This is a genomic window from Mangrovimonas aestuarii (assembly GCF_028767185.1).
Lineage (GTDB): Bacteria > Bacteroidota > Bacteroidia > Flavobacteriales > Flavobacteriaceae > Mangrovimonas_B > Mangrovimonas_B aestuarii.
In genome coordinates this window covers 100,403-118,347 of record NZ_JARACK010000003.1, presented here as the reverse complement: position 1 = coordinate 118,347, position 17,945 = coordinate 100,403, and the positions used below count along the sequence as shown (strand labels likewise).

15 protein-coding genes are annotated in these 17,945 nt (G+C 37.6%); 3 read left to right on the top strand and 12 right to left on the bottom strand.

The features are described from left to right. The first annotated feature begins 51 nt into the window (after positions 1-51). Complete coding sequence (gene dprA, locus PWU04_RS05235) at positions 52-1,149, top strand: DNA-processing protein DprA (RefSeq protein ID WP_274475015.1); 1,098 nt, start codon at positions 52-54, stop codon at positions 1,147-1,149. On the opposite strand, the gene trpS is transcribed toward dprA, so the two are convergent. Next, a complete protein-coding gene (trpS, locus tag PWU04_RS05230; RefSeq protein ID WP_274474797.1) occupies positions 1,146-2,114 on the bottom strand; it encodes a tryptophan--tRNA ligase in 969 nt (322 codons plus the stop codon). The genes dprA and trpS overlap by 4 nt on opposite strands. A gap of 444 nt (positions 2,115-2,558) precedes the next feature. On the opposite strand from trpS, the gene PWU04_RS05225 reads away from it, so the two are divergent. Then, a complete protein-coding gene (locus PWU04_RS05225; RefSeq protein ID WP_274474796.1) occupies positions 2,559-3,329 on the top strand; it encodes a lysophospholipid acyltransferase family protein in 771 nt (256 codons plus the stop codon). A 44-nt stretch (positions 3,330-3,373) separates the two neighbouring features. On the opposite strand, the gene PWU04_RS05220 is transcribed toward PWU04_RS05225, so the two are convergent. From PWU04_RS05220 to recA, 4 genes are all read right to left on the bottom strand, one after another. Beyond that, a complete protein-coding gene (locus PWU04_RS05220; protein WP_274474795.1) occupies positions 3,374-4,696 on the bottom strand; it encodes an outer membrane beta-barrel protein in 1,323 nt (440 codons plus the stop codon). Next, on the bottom strand, positions 4,689-5,240 hold the full coding sequence (locus PWU04_RS05215; protein WP_274474794.1) for an RNA polymerase sigma factor: 552 nt from the start codon (positions 5,238-5,240) through the stop codon (positions 4,689-4,691). Before PWU04_RS05215 ends, PWU04_RS05220 begins: the two co-directional genes overlap by 8 nt. Before the next feature lie 24 nt (positions 5,241-5,264). Continuing rightward, complete coding sequence (locus PWU04_RS05210) at positions 5,265-5,681, bottom strand: hypothetical protein (RefSeq protein ID WP_274474793.1); 417 nt, start codon at positions 5,679-5,681, stop codon at positions 5,265-5,267. A 120-nt stretch (positions 5,682-5,801) separates the two neighbouring features. Further along, positions 5,802-6,812: a recombinase RecA gene (recA, locus tag PWU04_RS05205; protein WP_274474792.1), complete on the bottom strand. Its 1,011-nt coding sequence runs from the start codon at positions 6,810-6,812 to the stop codon at positions 5,802-5,804. A gap of 529 nt (positions 6,813-7,341) precedes the next feature. On the opposite strand from recA, the gene PWU04_RS05200 reads away from it, so the two are divergent. Next, a complete protein-coding gene (locus tag PWU04_RS05200) occupies positions 7,342-8,268 on the top strand; it encodes an OmpA family protein (RefSeq protein ID WP_274474791.1) in 927 nt (308 codons plus the stop codon). 434 nt (positions 8,269-8,702) lie between these two features. Here the strand turns inward: PWU04_RS05200 and PWU04_RS05195 are convergent, their stop codons facing one another. From PWU04_RS05195 to PWU04_RS05165, 7 genes are all read right to left on the bottom strand, one after another. Further along, a complete protein-coding gene (locus tag PWU04_RS05195) occupies positions 8,703-9,842 on the bottom strand; it encodes an ATP-binding protein (protein ID WP_274474790.1) in 1,140 nt (379 codons plus the stop codon). Between the two features lie 2 nt (positions 9,843-9,844). After that, positions 9,845-10,597 (bottom strand): SDR family NAD(P)-dependent oxidoreductase, encoded by a 753-nt coding sequence (locus tag PWU04_RS05190; RefSeq protein ID WP_274474789.1) that lies wholly within the window; start codon positions 10,595-10,597, stop codon positions 9,845-9,847. Positions 10,598-10,602: 5 nt separating this feature from the next. Continuing rightward, positions 10,603-11,466, bottom strand: coding sequence for an aldo/keto reductase (locus PWU04_RS05185; RefSeq protein WP_274474788.1), 864 nt, complete (start codon positions 11,464-11,466; stop codon positions 10,603-10,605). Between the two features lie 352 nt (positions 11,467-11,818). After that, positions 11,819-12,817, bottom strand: coding sequence for a HupE/UreJ family protein (locus tag PWU04_RS05180; protein WP_274474786.1), 999 nt, complete (start codon positions 12,815-12,817; stop codon positions 11,819-11,821). Next, positions 12,804-13,694: a peptidylprolyl isomerase gene (locus PWU04_RS05175; protein ID WP_274474785.1), complete on the bottom strand. Its 891-nt coding sequence runs from the start codon at positions 13,692-13,694 to the stop codon at positions 12,804-12,806. The genes PWU04_RS05180 and PWU04_RS05175 overlap by 14 nt, the downstream gene beginning before the upstream one ends. Before the next feature lie 17 nt (positions 13,695-13,711). Then, on the bottom strand, positions 13,712-15,613 hold the full coding sequence (locus PWU04_RS05170; protein WP_274474784.1) for a DUF3604 domain-containing protein: 1,902 nt from the start codon (positions 15,611-15,613) through the stop codon (positions 13,712-13,714). 251 nt (positions 15,614-15,864) lie between these two features. After that, positions 15,865-17,766, bottom strand: coding sequence for a DUF3604 domain-containing protein (locus PWU04_RS05165; RefSeq protein WP_274474783.1), 1,902 nt, complete (start codon positions 17,764-17,766; stop codon positions 15,865-15,867). Positions 17,767-17,945: the final 179 nt, after the last annotated feature.

Below are 17,945 nucleotides of genomic sequence, written 5' to 3'. Positions count from 1 at the left end.
TATTAACAGCGTAAAATTTACTTAATTGTATCTGAAAAACAGAGTTATATGATCAACGATAGCGATTTAATCGCAATTTTAGCCTTGCAGCAAGTACGAAAAATTGGTGACACAACAGCCAAAAAACTCATTGCTGCCTGCGGAAGTGCAAAGTCTGTGTTAGATGAAAAACCTCATACTTTGGCCAAAATTGATGGCGTAGGAACAGTGATAGCCCAATACCTTAAGCATGTTGATTTTTCTTCGGCTGAAGATGAATTACGATTTATAAAAGATAATAATATTCAATACTGGTATTTTACCGATAACGACTATCCCGAAAATTTAAAACATTGTATTGATGGTCCGGTGTTATTGTTTGGAACAGGGAATATCGATATCAAGCACAAACCAATAATCAGTATAGTAGGTACACGTCAGATTACTGTGAATGGTAAGTCTTTTTGTGAGGAGTTGGTTGAAACTTTAGCCCCCTACAATCCTATTGTTGTTTCTGGTTTTGCTTATGGTACCGATATTACGGCCCAAAAAGCAGCTATTGATAATGGGCTGCAAACCATTGGTTGCTTAGCCCATGGACTTAATCAGATATATCCAAAACCGCATAAACGCTATGTTTCCAGAGTTGAAGAAAACGGTGGTTTTATGACCGATTTTTGGAGTACAGCCAATCCGGATCGGGAGAATTTTTTAAAACGAAACAGAATTATTGCAGGATTGAGCCAAGCGACTATTGTAATAGAGTCGGCGGAGAAAGGAGGTAGTTTGGTGACCGCAGATATTGCTAACTCTTATAACCGTGAAGTGTTTGCAGTTCCTGGTAGGGTGACCGATAGCCAAAGCTCAGGGTGCAACAACCTTATAAAGCACCAACAGGCGCATATGTTGACCACTCCTTTAGATATTCCTTATATGTTGAATTGGGAGTTGGAAACAGAAGGTAAACCAATACAAAAACAACTCTTTGTTGAATTGGAAAACGAAGAGAAAACCGTTTATCATTTTTTGAAAAGTAACGGAAGGGAATTGTTGGATGGAATAGCCCTAAACTGCAATATGCCCACATTTAAGGTTGCAGGCATATTGCTGAATATGGAGTTAAAAGGAGTTGTGAGACCTCTTCCGGGAAAATGGTTCGAAATAATTTAATATCCCACTTTTTCCCTAACACGTTTTAAAACAGAATCAGCTACATTATGAGCTTTTTTAGCACCTATAGCTAGAGATTTATCAAGCTCTTCTAGATTTTCCATGTAATAATGGTACTTTTCACGTTGATCGGCAAATTGTTCTAAGATCAATTCATAAAGAGCTTGCTTTGCATGTCCGTAACCGTAGCCACCATTTTCGTAATTGGCTTTCATTGTTTGAGTTTGTTCATCTGATGCTAAGAGCTTATAGATAGCAAACAGATTGCAGGTGCTCCAGTCTTTTGGGTCCTCTAAAGGTGTACTATCTGTTTGGATAGACATTATTTGCTTGCGCAGTTTTTTGTCTGGTAAGAAAATGTCTATAATGTTGCCCTTGCTCTTACTCATTTTTTCACCGTCAGTACCGGGAATAAGCATAGTGTTTTCTTGAACACGTCCTTCAGGAATAACAAAAGCTTCACCCATTAAATTGTGAAAACGAGAGGCGACATCTCTTGTCATTTCAATATGTTGTAATTGGTCTTTACCTACAGGGATAATTTCTGCGTCGTACATTAAAATGTCTGCAGCCATTAGCATTGGGTAGGTAAACAATCCTGCATTAACATCACTTAATCTGTCGGCTTTGTCTTTAAAACTGTGTGCCAGTGTAAGTCTTTGGTATGGAAAAAAACAGCTTAGGTACCAGGTAAGCTCTGTGGTTTGGGGAACGTCGCTTTGTCTGTAGAATACCACTTTGTCAATATCCAGTCCAAAGGCAAGCCATGTTGCGGCAACGCTATAGGTGTTTTGGCGCAGTGTGGCAGCATCTTTAATCTGTGTTAAAGAGTGCATGTCTGCAATGAACAAAAACGATTCGTTTTCCGAAGTTTTAGAGAGCTCGATAGCCGGCATAATGGCTCCTAGAATATTCCCTAAATGAGGGGTGCCGGTACTCTGGATTCCTGTTAGTATCCTTGCCATAATATTAATTTTTTACAAAAAAACGGAAATTATTTATGTTTCTTAAACAAATGGGAAAGTAAAGTCTTGCAGCTTATTCTATTTAACACTAAAATGATAAAATTATATACTGGTAACTCTCTGAAGTGACCCGCTTAGAGTCGGTCTAAGCCTTAGTTTATTGGACAAGTAAGTGTTCGCTAATGTGATTTTAATTGTTTATAGTATAGCAGTATGGGCTATTTACAAACGATATCTTTTTCCGTTTCTTGTTTGTGATTAATAGAGATAGAATGTTAAATCATTTATTGAGCTAAAATTATTTCTAGACGGGAGTTTCCATTAAGAAAAATCTCCTTTTTTTAATTACGACAAGATTTATTAGGTTGCCTTCTAATGGTTTTTACCATTTATAAGGGGGGATTAGATAAAATGCGTTAAGTATTTTTTGATACATTTGCTCACATGAGTAATCCGTTCAAGAAAGTTTTTTACATATTATGGCGCATATGGTTTTATCTATTAATGGGTATTACCATAATCGTATTGTTTCCTTTCTTACTTGTATCTATAATGCGGGATGAATGGTATTCTCTCTTTTTTAGATTGGCTAGGCTTTGGGCGAAAACAGTGCTTTTAGGTATGGGATTTGTTTGGAAGATTGAAAAGGAAGAATCCCCCGAAAAAGATAGCAGCTATATGTTTATCGCAAACCATACTTCTATGACCGATATTATGCTGATGTTGGTAAGTGTAAAAAATCCTTTTGTTTTTGTAGGTAAGAAGGAATTGGCTAAAATTCCTTTGTTTGGTTTTTTCTATAAGCGCACCTGTATTTTAGTGGATAGATCCAGTACCGAAAGTAGAAAAGCCGTTTTTTTAAGAGCACAACGACGATTAAAACAAGGTTTAAGTGTTTGTATTTTTCCAGAGGGAGGTGTTCCAGATGAAGAAATATTCTTAGATGATTTCAAAGATGGTGCATTTAGGTTAGCCATTAATCATAAAATACCGGTTGCTCCTTTAACCTTTGCAGACAATAAAAAGCGTTTTTCATATAACTTTTTTAGTGGAAGTCCTGGGCTCATGCGGGTTAAAATACATCGTTTTCTTCAGACCAATACATTAACCGTTGCTGATACCAAAGCACTTAATGTGCAGGCTTGGGAAGTTATTTATGATCAATTGATTGTATTTAATGGTAAAACTAAAGCCGCTCAATTAGAGCGGCCTTAATCATCATTGCTCCCCAAGGCACAGTAAATGGGGAAACCATCTAACTAAAACTTAAAACTAAAGCCTGTATACACCCCTAAAAAGTAAGGTTTAAAATCTCCAGAGGTGTTTTTAAAAGTGTTTAATTGATATTTAAAAGTAGGTTCTAGATTTAATTTAAATCGTTTGCTGAACTTGTAATCCAATCCTAAACCTAAATTTGCACTATAACTAGTTTGGTTAATATTATTAGCTTCCCCCAAATAGTCACGAGAACCACTAACTTCTGTATAAATGGAGTTTTTGTTTAAGAATAATGAGCTAAATCCACCTATAAGATTTACCCCTAATCTTCTTTCACTTAACTTATACTCCAATTCTAAAGGTATTTCCAAAAAGCCCATTTGCTGGTCAATACTTCCTTGAACCTCTTCCTTAAAGGCTGTAGCTTCATTCGAAGCAAACGAACTAGAGCTTGTCACTGATACCTGATCTCTGCTTGTTGAAACATTTTGTAATTCTTGACTTTGAGGGGATCGACTTAGTGCATCGTACACATAAACGTTTGTAGTATTGTAGCCTAGAGCTACATTGTTTATTCCTGAGCGAATGCTCAATTTATCAGTTATGGAGTAGCTTGCTTTAAAACCATAGCTCATGTTAACATCGCCTTGTTTTTTATTTTCATTGAACTGAGGGTCGATTGAAGACCCTTTACCTAAGGTGTTGAAGTAAACAGGAGCTACATTTGGCGATACTTGCCAGCGGAGATAATCTTTGGACTCTTTTATTGTATTATCAGTTTGGGCAATAGCTTCCTCGATTGTCAATTCTTCTGTTTCAGTATTTTCTATGGTTAAATTTGAGTTAGGAAGCGGACTGTTAAATGAAAAAGGATGTGTGGTTAAATATGATGTTGAGATTAAATTTGGTAGTTGGTTTTCTGCTGTGTTTTTTTCGCTTTTATTGATTTTTGTTGATGCAAGAGCATTATTTTGGTTAAAACCTGAGTTTTTATGAGGGTCTGATTTTATTTGGTTTAGCACCGAGTTTATAGGTTCGGGTTGTGAATGAGTTTGTCTCTCTTTAAAATCAATCTTTGAATCTTCTTTTTGTTTTATAGATGGATTAATTTGCTCTTCCTGCGAATTAACTATAGTGGGATTGTTTTCAACACTGTTAAAGGAGAATCTGCTCCCAATAATGAGGGATAAGAGCAATAAAGCTGCTACACCTGCATAGCGCCACCAAATTGGGACAATACGTTTTTTTCTTTTATCGTTGCCTAGTTCTTTTTGGATGTTGTCCCAAACTTTGTCACTTGGTTTAGCTTCAAAGTTTTTAAATTGTTCCTTAAACAGGCGATCTATATGTTTCTTGTCATTCATTATATAGCTTGCTTAATCGTTTTACCTTATCCTGCTCTATTTTTTCCTTAAGTATATATCTTGCTCTTGCCAAATTGGATTTTGAAGTACCTGTACTTATTTCTAGCATTCTTGATATTTCCTTATGTGAATAGTCGTCAAGTACATAGAGGTTGAATACTAGCCTGTAACGGTCGGGAAGCTGTTGGATTAGCCCCAGTAAGTAATCTAAGGATAAGCTTTCTTCCTCAATGGAGAGTGTAACTTCTGTATCTTCTATTTCTTCATGAACCAAACTAAACACTCCTTTTTCTCTGTAGCGCTGTAATGCTGTGTTGATGACGATTTTTTTCATCCAGCCTTCAAAGGAACCTTTATGTTTATATTGAGATATTTTATTGAAAATAGTTAAAAAAGCATCCTGGAGGTTGTCTTCAGCCTCTGAGTAATTGCGTGAGTATTTTAGACAAACAGAAAACAACTTGCCCGAAAAGAGCTTGTAAAGTTCGCTTTGCGCATTAGTGTTATTACGCTGGCATTGCTTTATCAGTTGTTCTAAGGTCAAATGGTTGTTTTGTTTGTTAAAAATCTATTCTGTTACCGGTATTTCATAAGTTAAATATTGGTCAACATCATTTTCATCTACACCCTGCCAGAATTTAAAAATATACGTTCCCGTTTGAGTGACTATAAAATTAAAAGATTTTTCCTCTAGGTCGTTTTCCAGATTTTGACAGTTATCCCGAACTTCAACCCAATTCACTACTGCAATAGTGCGTTCGTTTTCAGATTTTTCAAAATAGAATTCACTAAAATAGTGGCAGGTTGTTGGTCTGAAATACTCTACCGTAATCGTGTAGGTTTCACCTAACTGGAACGACTCAGGAACTTCTGCATTTTCTATTGGGATGAATTCGTAGTAATAATCATTGTAATTATTATCATCGTCAAGACTGCAGGATGAAATCATTAATGCCAATACACTTAAAAACAGTAATTGCTTCATTACTAAATTAATAATTTTATTGTTTAGTAGTTAGATGTTTGTTTGCGGAAATGGTTGCGTTGGCCAAAAAAAAATCCCGGAAAATGTCCGGGATTTTATTATATAATTATAAGAAGGGAATTAAGACTCTGAGGCAGCGGCAATAACTTCTTTTATTTTAACCTCCAATTCCTCCATCAACTCTGGATTGTCTTTAATAATGGCTTTTACAGCATCTCTACCTTGGCCTAGTTTAGTGTCTTGATAACTAAACCAAGAGCCACTTTTCTTGATGATATCGCTTTCTACGGCAATATCGAGAACTTCTCCTACTTTTGAAACACCCTCGCCATACATGATATCAAACTCAGCGGTTTTAAATGGTGGTGCTACTTTGTTCTTAACAACCTTAACTCTTGTTTTGTTTCCGGCAACCTCACCAGCACTGTCTTTAATCTGGGTAGAACGTCTTATATCCAGTCTCACAGAGGCATAGAACTTAAGTGCGTTTCCACCAGTTGTAGTTTCTGGATTTCCAAACATCACACCGATTTTTTCACGTAATTGGTTAATGAAAATCATCGTACAGTTAGTCTTGCTTATTGAGGCTGTAAGTTTACGTAGGGCTTGAGACATTAAACGGGCTTGAAGTCCCATTTTAGAATCCCCCATTTCTCCTTCTATTTCACTTTTTGGGGTCAATGCAGCAACAGAATCAACTACAATTATATCTATTGCTCCAGAGCGAACCAAGTTATCGGCAATTTCTAAGGCCTGTTCTCCATGATCTGGTTGTGAAATAATTAAGTTGTCTATGTCAACGCCCAATTTTTTAGCATAAAACCTGTCGAAGGCGTGCTCTGCATCTATAAAGGCAGCAATACCACCAGATTTTTGTGCTTCAGCAATAGCGTGAAGGGTTAGTGTTGTTTTACCTGAAGATTCAGGTCCATATATTTCGATGACACGACCGCGTGGATACCCGCCTACACCTAAAGCCAAATCAAGGCCTAGTGACCCAGAGGAAATCGCTTCCACATCTTGAATGGCAGCGTCGCTCATTTTCATTACTGTTCCTTTTCCGTAGGCTTTATCTAGCTTGTCCAGTGTAAGTTGGAGTGCTTTTAGTTTTGCTTCTTTTTCTTTGCTCATTTCCATTGTTATCTTAATAGATTTCACGCTAAAATAATACTTCTTTTATGAGCACACAATTTTTAACACGCAACCTTTTTTACTACAACGCATCTATTTTGTAACTGTAGGGTTATGAAGGTGTCGTGAACAGGTTGTGTGTAATTATTTATAGTTTGTGAAAGAACCTAACCCTTCTGGTTTTGAGGATTTGATAATTGAAAATTATTCAATGATGAAATTTTTAAGAAGAACCTTGCTTGTGAATTCTTGCGGCCCATTAAAACTGGCTGTCGTAAGTAGTGGCTGTAAAGCCGATGGCGGCTAACTCGTTTTACCTTTTATTGATTTTAAATAAAATAAATAGTAATAACGAGTTAGTCTTTAAAAAGCACTTTGAAACACCTCAAAGTGCTTTTTGTTTTTATTGAGTTTTACGTTGATTGTGGGTAAGGCCTTTGTTGACTGAAAGACAATGATTTTGAAATCATGTGTTTTGTCGATTATTATCTGCTTTTTGGGGTTATTCTATTGATATTTAATATATTAAATGTCTATTTTTTGGTTTGTTATGAAGGTTAAGTTGTTTTATCTTTTCTGTATTGTTGTCGTTACGGGGATTGGTGTGGCCTTAAATTGGTCAATCTGCTGTAAGAATAATCTTTCTGCTTTCGAGAACCAAAAGAACAATAAAATAGGCGAACTTCCAGTTTATCCCTTTTCAATTACCGATCAGGATGACCTGTTTGAATACCATTGTAAAGACAATCTCATGTTTTATGTCTCCGATTATAAAATTATGAAACCTTTGGAAAAGAGTGTAATTATTGGAGTTGATTCCTTAGGGGCTTATTTGAAGAGATCGCCTTCTAGAATGGTCAAGGTAACAGGTTTTTACGGTAAAAATGAAACAAATACTTCTGCTTTATCAAGTCTTGGGCTTGCAAGAGCCTTTCAGGTGAGAAACTTTTTGGTTTCCTACGGGGTGCCGTCTAACCAAATAGATGTTGCAGAAGAGCAGCGGGATTCGTTACAAATGTATAATAAGATTTGTATAGGTCCTTTGTCTTTAGTTGTTTTTGAAAGGGATGCTGTTTTGGAGGAACAGTTAAAAGCTACCTTTGATAAGGTTAAAGCTAAGCCTTTGATCTTGTACTTTAAAGCTGATGGGAGCACTATTGAACTTACGGTAGAACAGCGTGAGAAAATTTCGGGTTTGTTTAAGTATTTGAGTATGAATGTAGAAGCTAGTTGTAATATTGTGGGATATTCATATGATATAGAAAATCACGAAGATAATATGGTTTTGGGAAGAAGCTTGGCCAATTTTGCTAAGACATTTTTGGTGGCTCACGGTTTGCCAAAAAGTAGTGTAAATGTGGGAGGCAGAAGAGGATGGGACGAACCAGAAGCTAATGGAAATAAGGCTGAAGAATATAATTTAAAGAGCCGTGTGGTTATAACAGTCGATAAATAAGTTAAAGATTAATATGAATTGGTGTATTATAATCCCTTTGTTTACTGGACTCTTCGGAGCTTTTTTTGGTTATTTGTTAGGTATAACAATATCTAAAGATGGAAATAAAGTTGGTATAGATGTTTGGAAAAATAGGGTGAAAAAATTAGAACAGGAACTGAGCGACTCCAGGGATTCTAAATAGGGAATTGGCAGGTATGGATTTGACTTTTTGATATAAAAAAAACCGCCCAGGTCATGAGCGGTATTTTTAAATAAGAGTTGGTTTTTCAAAAACCTTGTTCCTTTTAGCGCTAGCCTTGCAGAGACAAGATTGTTTTGTACTGATTATTAGCTGGAGTAAAAGTATGTTTTATTATATAATCAGCTAGGGTAGGTAGGTATTGTTGGTTGGTAAAACTATATTGTTGGTCAGTTTTAGTGTATATTTTGACTTAGTTGTATTTCATTTTACGTAGAATTCGCATCACATCTTTATAAAGAATGTAGACTTCTTTACTATGGGCTCTAATGTAGGGTTTGGCTTCAGTAAGCTTGTCAATAGCTTCATGAAACAGGTTTAAGTAGCATATTAAATATGTGGCGGGTAGGTTTTTAAGGTCTTTTTCCTCATTTGAAGTAAGTGTAATTCCTTTTTTTAATTTTGAGAGTAAGGCATTGTTGCTATTGTATATGTGATGAAGAACTTTTTTGTCGTATTGCGGGGGTTGAAATAGTAGCTGAGTTTCTATTGAGTAGGAAGCGTTGTTGTTAAATTTTATTAGTGTTTCTTCAAGTTCGTAATATTTGTAAGAGTTTTGGAGCCCAAGATGAACATATTCTACAATTTTGAAATAATCGTTGTCATAGGTAATGGTAACTTCGTCTTGATTTGAGAAAAAAAGTCTAACCTGCTCGTTTACCAATTCAATGTCTACACGTGAAAAATAAACTTTATCCTTGACTGCTTTTTTCTGGCCGGCCCAACAAACTACGAAGTACTCTTTGAAAACCTTATATTGAGGGTTGTAATCTTGGCGTTTGTTCATGAATAGGAAAACACCATCCAGAGTATGTTCAATGTTGTTTTGTGCGTGATCTTCAATAGATTTTACAATAGGAGAATTTGTGTCCTTTATCTCAATGTCAAAAACTTTAGGCATGCTCATGCTACCATCTCTAAAAAAAACGGAACCTCCATAATACTTCCATATGTTTTTACGCAGGGAAGTAACCTCATTGTTTCCTTTAGGTCTTATGGTTACCAACCCTACAACTTTGTCATCGGGGAGATGGGGGAATGGTATGTTTTCGTATTGAACAATAGGGGGGTTGGTTAGATAGGCATTAATTAGGTTTTGGATTTTACTATCGTCAAAAAAATCAACACCAATTATTTTGTTGTCGTCATCCTGAACCCCAATAACGATATATGAATTGTTGTTGGGGTTGCTGTTGGAGAGCGCACAGATATGTTTGAGAAATTTAGCCTTTCCTTCCTTTTCACCAATATCAATACGGAGCTTTTTGTCGTAAAAGCTGTTCTCGTCATTATGGGCCAAAAGGTTTTTTATCAAAAGGCGTTTGTTAATCATTTTTATAGGTTTTTCTTTACCGTTGTACTGTTGGCCTGTGCTGTGGGAAATACCAAAATATCGGCAAGATTAACGTGTGCAGGACGCGATACGGTAAAGTAGATGATGTCGGCTATGTCTTCTGGTTGAAGTGCTTCGTAACCTTTATAAACATCGTCGGCTTTTGCGTCGCCTTTGAACCTTACTTTAGAGAATTCGGTTTCTACAAGTCCAGGATTAATTGCTGATACTTTAATGTTATAAGGATTAAGGTCTATGCGCATACCTTCGGTAATAGCCAAAACAGCGTGTTTGCTTCCGCAATATACATTGCCTTTAGGGTAAACCTCCTTGCCAGCAGAAGAACCTATATTTATTATGTGGCCCGATTCCCTTTCTGTCATTTGTGGAATAATAGCTTTGCTCACATAAAGAAGTCCTTTTACATTAATATCCATCATTGCATCCCAATCTTCAATAGCGCCTTCATGTATTGGATCTAAACCATGCGCATTTCCAGCATTATTGATTAATATGTCGATGGTTTTAAACTCATTGGGCAGCGACGCTATCGCTTTACTCACTGCTTCTTTATCTCTTACATCAAAAGTGAGTATGTAAACATTGGTTTGTGTTTTGAGTTCATTTTTTAAATTTTCTAATCGGTCCTTACGGCGACCGCATAGAATAAGGTTGATGCCGTGTTTTGCAAATTCGTAAGCCGTAGCTTTCCCTATGCCACTGGTTGCTCCAGTTATCAGTGCTGTTTTATTCATTTGTTTTAAGGTACTTTATGGCCTTGGCTGGCTACTAGTATTAAAAACCAGTCCTCCAAATCCAAGGTGATGTTTGCTGCTCTGGCAGCATTGGTTATTCTTGTGTTATCTGTTGTTCCAAAAACTGGATGTATGCCAGCAGGGTGTTTTAAAATCCAAGCCAGTAAAAGTTGGCTTATGGAGGCATTGTACTTTTCGGTTAAAGGTTCGAGCTGATTTAAAATTCTTTCGCTTTGTTCGCCTTTAGTTTTAAAAACACTTCCCAAAGGTGACCAAGCCATAGGGGTAATGTTATTTAAAGTCATCTGATCTAAGCTTCCATTGTGCATTGCTTCATGTTGTGTGATAGAGAACTCAATTTGGTTAACCGAAATAGTTACAGTCGAAGCAATAAGTTCGGTTTGTGAAGGTGTAAAATTAGAAACGCCAAAATCCTTGATTTTTCCAGATTCCATTAAGAGTGTAATAGCTTTAGATATTTCCACAGGCTGCATTAACGGGCTGGGCCTGTGTAATAAAAGCAAATCAAGGTAATCTGTTTGGAGGTTTTTGAGTGAGTTTTCAACAGACCAAATAATGTATTCAGCTCTATAATCGTAATGCTTAACCTTATTGTTTCGGTTTTCAGTAAGATATTGTATGCCGCATTTGGAAATGAACTGTACGTCTTCCCGTTTTATGTTGCTTTGTTTATAAGCTTTGCCAAAATCCGCTTCAGTGGTATAACCGCCATAGATATCGGCATGGTCAAAAGAAGTAATACCATTATCCAAGCAATGATGAATAAGGGTGTTCATTTGGGATGTTGATAGATTTTTACCCCAACTGCCCCAAGTCATGGTTCCGGCTATTAATTTGGAATAATTCAATAGGAAATAAACATTATGTTATATAAAATCAAAACACCCTAAAAATAATTAAAGCGAACTAAACATTAGTAGTGATAAAAGGAAATTTGGAAAAATTGTTTATGAAGCTGGTTTTGTGGTTGTTTATGTAATACCCATGAATCCAATTAACTGATTGTGTTAATTGGTTAAGAGTTATTAGATCAGGGATAACCGTTAACAAAGAATGACCATCTCATAAGTTTCTTTTTGTTAGTGACGGTTTTGTACTTAATTATCCGGGAAAATAAATAATTCAAATAGGTTCATGTTTTTAGAAATTGATATTCATTACTCAATTATTAATAGAGTGAAAGAAAAGGGTCTAGCTTTTTTAAATCCAAAATCCGATTATACGTTCTAAAGTCCAAAAGGCGGCAATCGATCCTATGGCATAAGCGGGAATTTGTTTTAAAGTTGGAGACCAATCTTTTTTAAGTGATAGAATTTTAAGAAGGCCCAAAACAACCACTACAAAAACAATTTGTCCCAATTCTACTCCTACATTAAAAAAAGCCAATGCTAATGGAATTTCCGTTGGAGGTAAGCCTACTTCAGCCAATGCTCCAGCAAAGCCAAAACCATGAAGTAGTCCAAAAGTAAAGGCTACCAACCAAGGCTTTTTGCTGGTAAGTGTTTCTTTTCCTTGAATGTTTTTTATTATCTCTGAAGCCAAAAAGACAATACTTAACGCAATGACTGCCTCCACCGGGGGGGCGGGTAAATTAGCAATTCCTAAAACAGCCATACTTAAAGTGATGCTATGTGCAATAGTAAAGGCTGTAATGGTTTTTACAATTTTTTTAAATCCTACGGTAATAATGATTAGGGCCAATACAAATAACAGATGGTCAATACCAAACCAAATATGTTCTACTCCCAATACCAAGTAGTTTTTTATTACGGATAGTTTGTCCTCTGCCTTGGGGAAATTGCCGCTATTGGAACTGGGTTTGAGCATAAGTGAAATTTTTTCTCCATTCAGGTATGTCCCGGTAACCAATACATCCACCAAAGTTTTTTCAAGACCATTTATAAAAACCTTCTGGCCATACAAAGGTTTGTCTGTTTTCAGTTCGAATGTATAAACCATAGCACCATCCATTATCTTGGGGAGTTCGGTTTGAATCAAATCAGTCGCCTCCGGAAAAACCGGCTGCAGCCTAATTACCATTTCTCCTTTTCTGGGCACTTTCCAATAGACCTGAAATGTATTTTCGTCTATTTGGTTCAAGTGTAAAGAGGCAGGCCGTACTTCGTGAGCCATGCTGTTAACTCCAAAAAATAAAAGGAACAAAAGTATTAGGTAATGGTGTGGTTTATTTGCTTTCATTGTTTTGGTTTAAGGTGGCAAATAGTTTCCCTTTATCAAAGTCCTTAAAATTTTCAGACTTGATAATGATGTCATAATTCTTTTTCAGTTCCTTATAGATAAGTTCCTTGTTCTTGGATTCTATGGCGTATTCATAGTCTCTTTTAACGACGTCACGAATTTCCTTAAGAGCAGGAATGTATGCTGGGGTTTTAGCACTAATAAAAACCAAATGCTCACCAAAACCTGAGGTAATGGGGCCGGCCCATTCATTTGTTGGGAGGTCTTCTAAGCTATTATAAAAATCGGTGCCTAAATTTCTGATTATGTCATGTTCAGAGGCGTTTGTAAAATTTAATGGAATCGAAACGTTGTCGCCTTTTCCCTTTATGTTTTTCACAGCGCTTTTTTCATTTTTGTTTAACACTTCTTGCGCCTTGTTAAACGGGGCTTCATGAAAGGAAGAAGTGAAAAGTTCATGGTTAAAACTATACTGACAATTTACCCGGAACTTTTCCTTGTTTTCAGTATAGTATTTTTGCAGGTTTTCGTCGGTAACAGGGGCCATCATTTTTGTTAAATCGCTGGTCATGAATTCCATTTTCTGAGACAGACGGCGCTTCACTATTTCGTCGTTGTGGTCCAGATTCATTCTAAGCGCTTCCCTGTAAAGAACTTCCTGTTTAATGTAGTTCTCTACCAAATGTTGCATTTCTTCATCTGTGGGTTGACGTTTCCATTGAAGTTCCCAGAGGGCGTTTATGTGCTCCAACTTATTATCGTCTATAACAATCTGGTTTTCATTATTCTCGTTTGGAGAAAAAAGAAAATACACTGCAAAAATTGTAGCGCCCAAAAGCATAAAGTGGAAAAGGGGCTCTTTAAATATTTTTTTCATATTGTAGGTGTTTTGTTTTATTGAGGAATATACCATATAGGGGAAGTGTATGCTCTTTCCTGAAGTGTTGTGGTTACTTCTTCTTCCAGTTCAAGGTTGAATCGCACAGCATCATAGGCCGTCCATCTGGGAGTGGGTATTTCCAGAACGCGTAAATAATAAAACGCCTTTAAGGAAGGGTCAAAATCGGGGTCTGTCCAAACTGTTTTCAGTTCTTCTGCACCAATTGTATTGCTCCAGGTTGCATCTTCCAGATTTACAGTATTACCTACATCCGGTAGTTTGCCATCAGCAGAGATTTGGCGCTTATCCTGATCTCCCCAAACCACATTATATATTTTTTCATGGGTTTTACCATCGGCGTCCAGCCAGCCTTTTACAACCTGTACTCTGTCTAAATTGGCACCTTCGGCATCTTTTCGTGCATAAATCATAAAGTTTGGAGTCGCTTCTTGATTTGCTTTAAGGTCACCTCCCATGGGTACACCTTTTTGATATCCTATTTCTGCCATATTATTGGCGTTTAAATCGTCTTCGCTATAGCCATAGCCTGCAAAGAATCTTACAGTCATGCGAGGACCGGTAGAAGCATAGGTTTCTCTTCGCTTCATGGCATCCCATAATGCTTCGCGAGTGTTGGATGTTGCCCAAACGCCCGTATACCCTGATGCGCCTAACTTCCAGGCCATAATAAATCCCGATGGAAAGTCTAATGCTTTTTCTTCTGTACGTTCCGGACTGGGCTCTTCATTTGCGTATTTTCCCCAAAAATTATCTTCTTCAGCGGCACTCATACCGGTATGGGTGTCGGTGCCACCTACTAAGCCATATTTAAAGGGATTAACGCCTACTTTTTCTTCAAGTTTTAACCCATTTTTTAAGGCCTCCCGGATATATTCGGTTTTTATCATGCTTTGCTTTTTAGGAACCATTACCAAATTACCTTTGTCCCATAATTCAAAGTCCGCAAATTCATCATTAGGCGATAAAAGTGGGTGGGATTCACTGGTTCCCTTACCTTGAGTTGTTTCATATAACACTTCATATTTGTTTCGTAAAGCCGCTAGCTCAGGTGTTAATGGGCTGCCGTCGAAAGCGGTTTCTTGGAACATTAATCCATTGGATAAATTTCCGTTATGTGGGATGGCTAAAACCTGCCCTCCTGTTGTTTCTTCAAAATTGGCCATCCATTTCCAAAGTTCTTCAGGGTTTTCAGAATCGAATGTGGTCATTGGGCTAGCCTGTTTCCCTTTACTGGGGCCATCTCTATAAATTACGTTTCTGTGTAAATTATTTCCACCTCCGTAATTAGAAGTCCATTCGTAAGAGATAAATGCGGTAAATTTTCCGGGATCGTTGTATTTTTCAACAATGTCGATGTTTCTGTTCCAAGTAGTTTTGGCAAACTCAGGGTCGGTAAATACCTCAGGAAGATTATTGTTAGATTGTCTATTGATTAGATCCATCATGACTGCAGCAGCTTTTTCGCCCCCTGCATTAATGTCCTCATGATATTGAGCAACTATAGGGTCGCCCATTACTTTCGGGTCTCCTTCAATTACAGCGTTGATCACTCCCGCACCATCGGAATGGTCGGTAATGGCAACCCAATCTAATGCCCTATTTAGTTTGGCTTTTTTATTCGTATTACTGGTAATTTCCTCCCCTCTGGCAAAGCGTAAGGCTTCTTCCGGGCCTACCCGCGTTCCTGCGGCTCCTGCATCGGCAGACCAAGCCGTATGTACATGTTGATCACCCCAATATACATCACGGTTGGGGTTTTCCTTTACCTCATTGGTAGTTGTAGCGGTGGTATCGGTAGCGATGCCTTCATTTTGATTGTTGGAGCTTCCTTCTTGTTTGCAGCTGTTAAAAATGAGTAGAGCAAAAAAGATAATTAAAACAAATACGTTTTTCATGGTTTTAATTTTTTTATAAGGGTTAAGGAGGGATCACTATATTTTGTTGATTAACTGGTTTTGTGCAATAGAAATGGTGCCTTTTAAATGTACATAAAATATTTCAAAAAAAAACATATAAAGGTTTGTTAATGAGTGTTTTGTTTATAGGTGGTGAAGGGTCTAAAAAAACAATTGTAAGAGCAGCCTTTAAACTATTCTTACAATTGTCATCAAATGAAAAAATCTTTCTTTTTTTAGTTTGTAGTGTATTACGGCGTATACCAAATGGGAGAACTATAAATCCTTTCTTGAATAGTGGCTGGATGATTAGTTTCTTTGACATCAATATCCAGTTCAATAGCGTCATACAAAGAATATCTGGGTGTTGGAATCTCCAAGACTCTTACATAATAAAAAGCGCTTTGACTAGGGTTAAAGTCTGGATCTGTCCAATACACTTTTAATTCGGCCTCGCCAATGGTATTGGTATATTTACCGGTTTTAATGTCTACGGTGTTTCCTACTTTTACGTTTCCATCTGTTCTGCCATCAGATAAGGCAACATCATATATTTTCTCATCGGAAGTGCCATCTGCATTCAACCAACCCTTTACCACTTGAATTCTATCTAGATTGGCACCATCAGGATCTTTTACTGCGGATATCAAAAAACCAGGGGCCGTGTCATTTGCAGTTTTATTTAAATCGCCACCCATAGGAACGCCTTTGCCATAGCCTGTTTTTACCATTTCAGCATTCAGGTCACTTTCGGTAAAATTATAGCCGCCAAACACACGTAAGGTGATGCGTGGCCCGGTGGTAGCATAGACTTCTTTACGTTGAAAGGCATCTACAATACTCTGGCGGGTATTACTTTCGGCCCAAACGCCCACCCATCCGGCAGCACCCATATCCCATCCTTTGGAGGAACCAATGCCTGTGGGGTGTGCACGTTTTTTAGGTTCGGAATCATGTTGACCTTTCCCTGCAAAGTTGGTTTCTTCAATGGCAGACATTCCGGTATGGGAATCGGAGCTTCCAACAAATCCAATTTTATAAGGGTTTTTGCCAATTTTCTTTTCAAGTTCTAATCCAGTCATCAAACCAGAGCGTACATAATCTGCTTTGGTTGGAGCAGGTCGTGTCCCATCTGGGGTTAGAGCAAAATCATAGGTTTCAAAATCGGCAAACTCATCGTTGGGCGATAGAGCTGGGTGGGTTTCAGAGTCTCCTTTAATTTGGGTAATCTCTACAGAACGCTCCCACTTCATTCGGGTTTCAGCATAAGCCTTATCCACAGGTTTACCATTCAAACGGGTTTCGGGAAACATGAGTCCCAAACTAATATTCGGGTTATGGGGTATCGCAACGAATTCTGCTCCAGTACGCGCACTTGTTTCGTCTAGCCAAGCCCATAGATTTTCAGGGTCGTCACTGTCAAGTGCGCTATAAGGAATGAACTGATTTGCAACGTCACCTCCTTGAGGCATAAATACCACGCGGTGTAAATTGGCACCACCATTGTTTGAGGACCATTCCCATCCTATGAGAGAGGTAAAGGTTCCGGGGTCATTATGAGCTTCGGCAGTTTCAATATATCGCGACCAGGCTTCAGAAACCTTTGTGCCACCAAAATCACCAACAAGATCTTTACTCGTTAGATTAGCCTCGTTAGGTTGGTCGAAAGCTGCATAATTTAGGATATCGTAGATTTTTTGCATGTTTTCTTCCGATTTATTTGGGGCAATTCCTAAAAAGGCCTTTCCTGTTTTTGTGTCGCTTATTCCTGCGGTATTTTCATACATTAAGGATATAGAGCCTAGCAATTCCGCATGGTCTGCAACTACAAGAAAATCTAAAGGTTTACTTATTTGCATGGTTTTCCCAGTAGTTGGGCTGGTAACTTCCTCTCCTTTTGCAAAGCGGTAAGCTGTATCTGGTGTTGAGTTTGGCGTGCCAAATAAATAAACGTCAAACGAATTCCCTGTGTGGTTGTGGGTTTCTCCCCAATACACATTTTTTAAGGGGTTGGACTCAGGAATGGTTTCATCTGAAGTTGTTGCAGGTTGCTCTTGATCTACAACCGTCTCATTGCTAGAGTTGGTGTTTTTTTTGCAACTTAAAGTGATGAATAGAAATAGAACCCCAAAAAGCAATGACAAATTTTTCATAATAGATAGAATTTAGAAATTAAGTTGTGGGGTAGAAAGGGAAAGTAAAGTTGTGCTAACCGTAAAGTTAAAAAAAAACAGGGTTTAATGGGGTGGCTTGTAGTTTTTTAGGTGTAAAAGTAATGGGTTGCTCTGGTAAGGGCTGTTAATGTTTTTGGTAACCCTAAAAAAGCAAGATT

Excerpts from the sequence above, each read along its gene's own strand:
- trpS (WP_274474797.1), bottom strand. The coding sequence starts at position 2,114 with ATGGCAAGGATACTAACAGGAATCCAGAGTACCGGCACCCCTCATTTA.
- PWU04_RS05225 (WP_274474796.1), top strand. The coding sequence starts at position 2,559 with ATGAGTAATCCGTTCAAGAAAGTTTTTTACATATTATGGCGCATATGG.
- PWU04_RS05220 (WP_274474795.1), bottom strand. The coding sequence starts at position 4,696 with ATGAATGACAAGAAACATATAGATCGCCTGTTTAAGGAACAATTTAAA.
- PWU04_RS05210 (WP_274474793.1), bottom strand. The coding sequence starts at position 5,681 with ATGAAGCAATTACTGTTTTTAAGTGTATTGGCATTAATGATTTCATCC.
- recA (WP_274474792.1), bottom strand. The coding sequence starts at position 6,812 with ATGAGCAAAGAAAAAGAAGCAAAACTAAAAGCACTCCAACTTACACTG.
- PWU04_RS05200 (WP_274474791.1), top strand. The coding sequence starts at position 7,342 with ATGTCTATTTTTTGGTTTGTTATGAAGGTTAAGTTGTTTTATCTTTTC.
- PWU04_RS05195 (WP_274474790.1), bottom strand. The coding sequence starts at position 9,842 with ATGATTAACAAACGCCTTTTGATAAAAAACCTTTTGGCCCATAATGAC.
- PWU04_RS05190 (WP_274474789.1), bottom strand. The coding sequence starts at position 10,597 with ATGAATAAAACAGCACTGATAACTGGAGCAACCAGTGGCATAGGGAAA.
- PWU04_RS05180 (WP_274474786.1), bottom strand. The coding sequence starts at position 12,817 with ATGAAAGCAAATAAACCACACCATTACCTAATACTTTTGTTCCTTTTA.
- PWU04_RS05175 (WP_274474785.1), bottom strand. The coding sequence starts at position 13,694 with ATGAAAAAAATATTTAAAGAGCCCCTTTTCCACTTTATGCTTTTGGGC.
- PWU04_RS05170 (WP_274474784.1), bottom strand. The coding sequence starts at position 15,613 with ATGAAAAACGTATTTGTTTTAATTATCTTTTTTGCTCTACTCATTTTT.
- PWU04_RS05165 (WP_274474783.1), bottom strand. The coding sequence starts at position 17,766 with ATGAAAAATTTGTCATTGCTTTTTGGGGTTCTATTTCTATTCATCACT.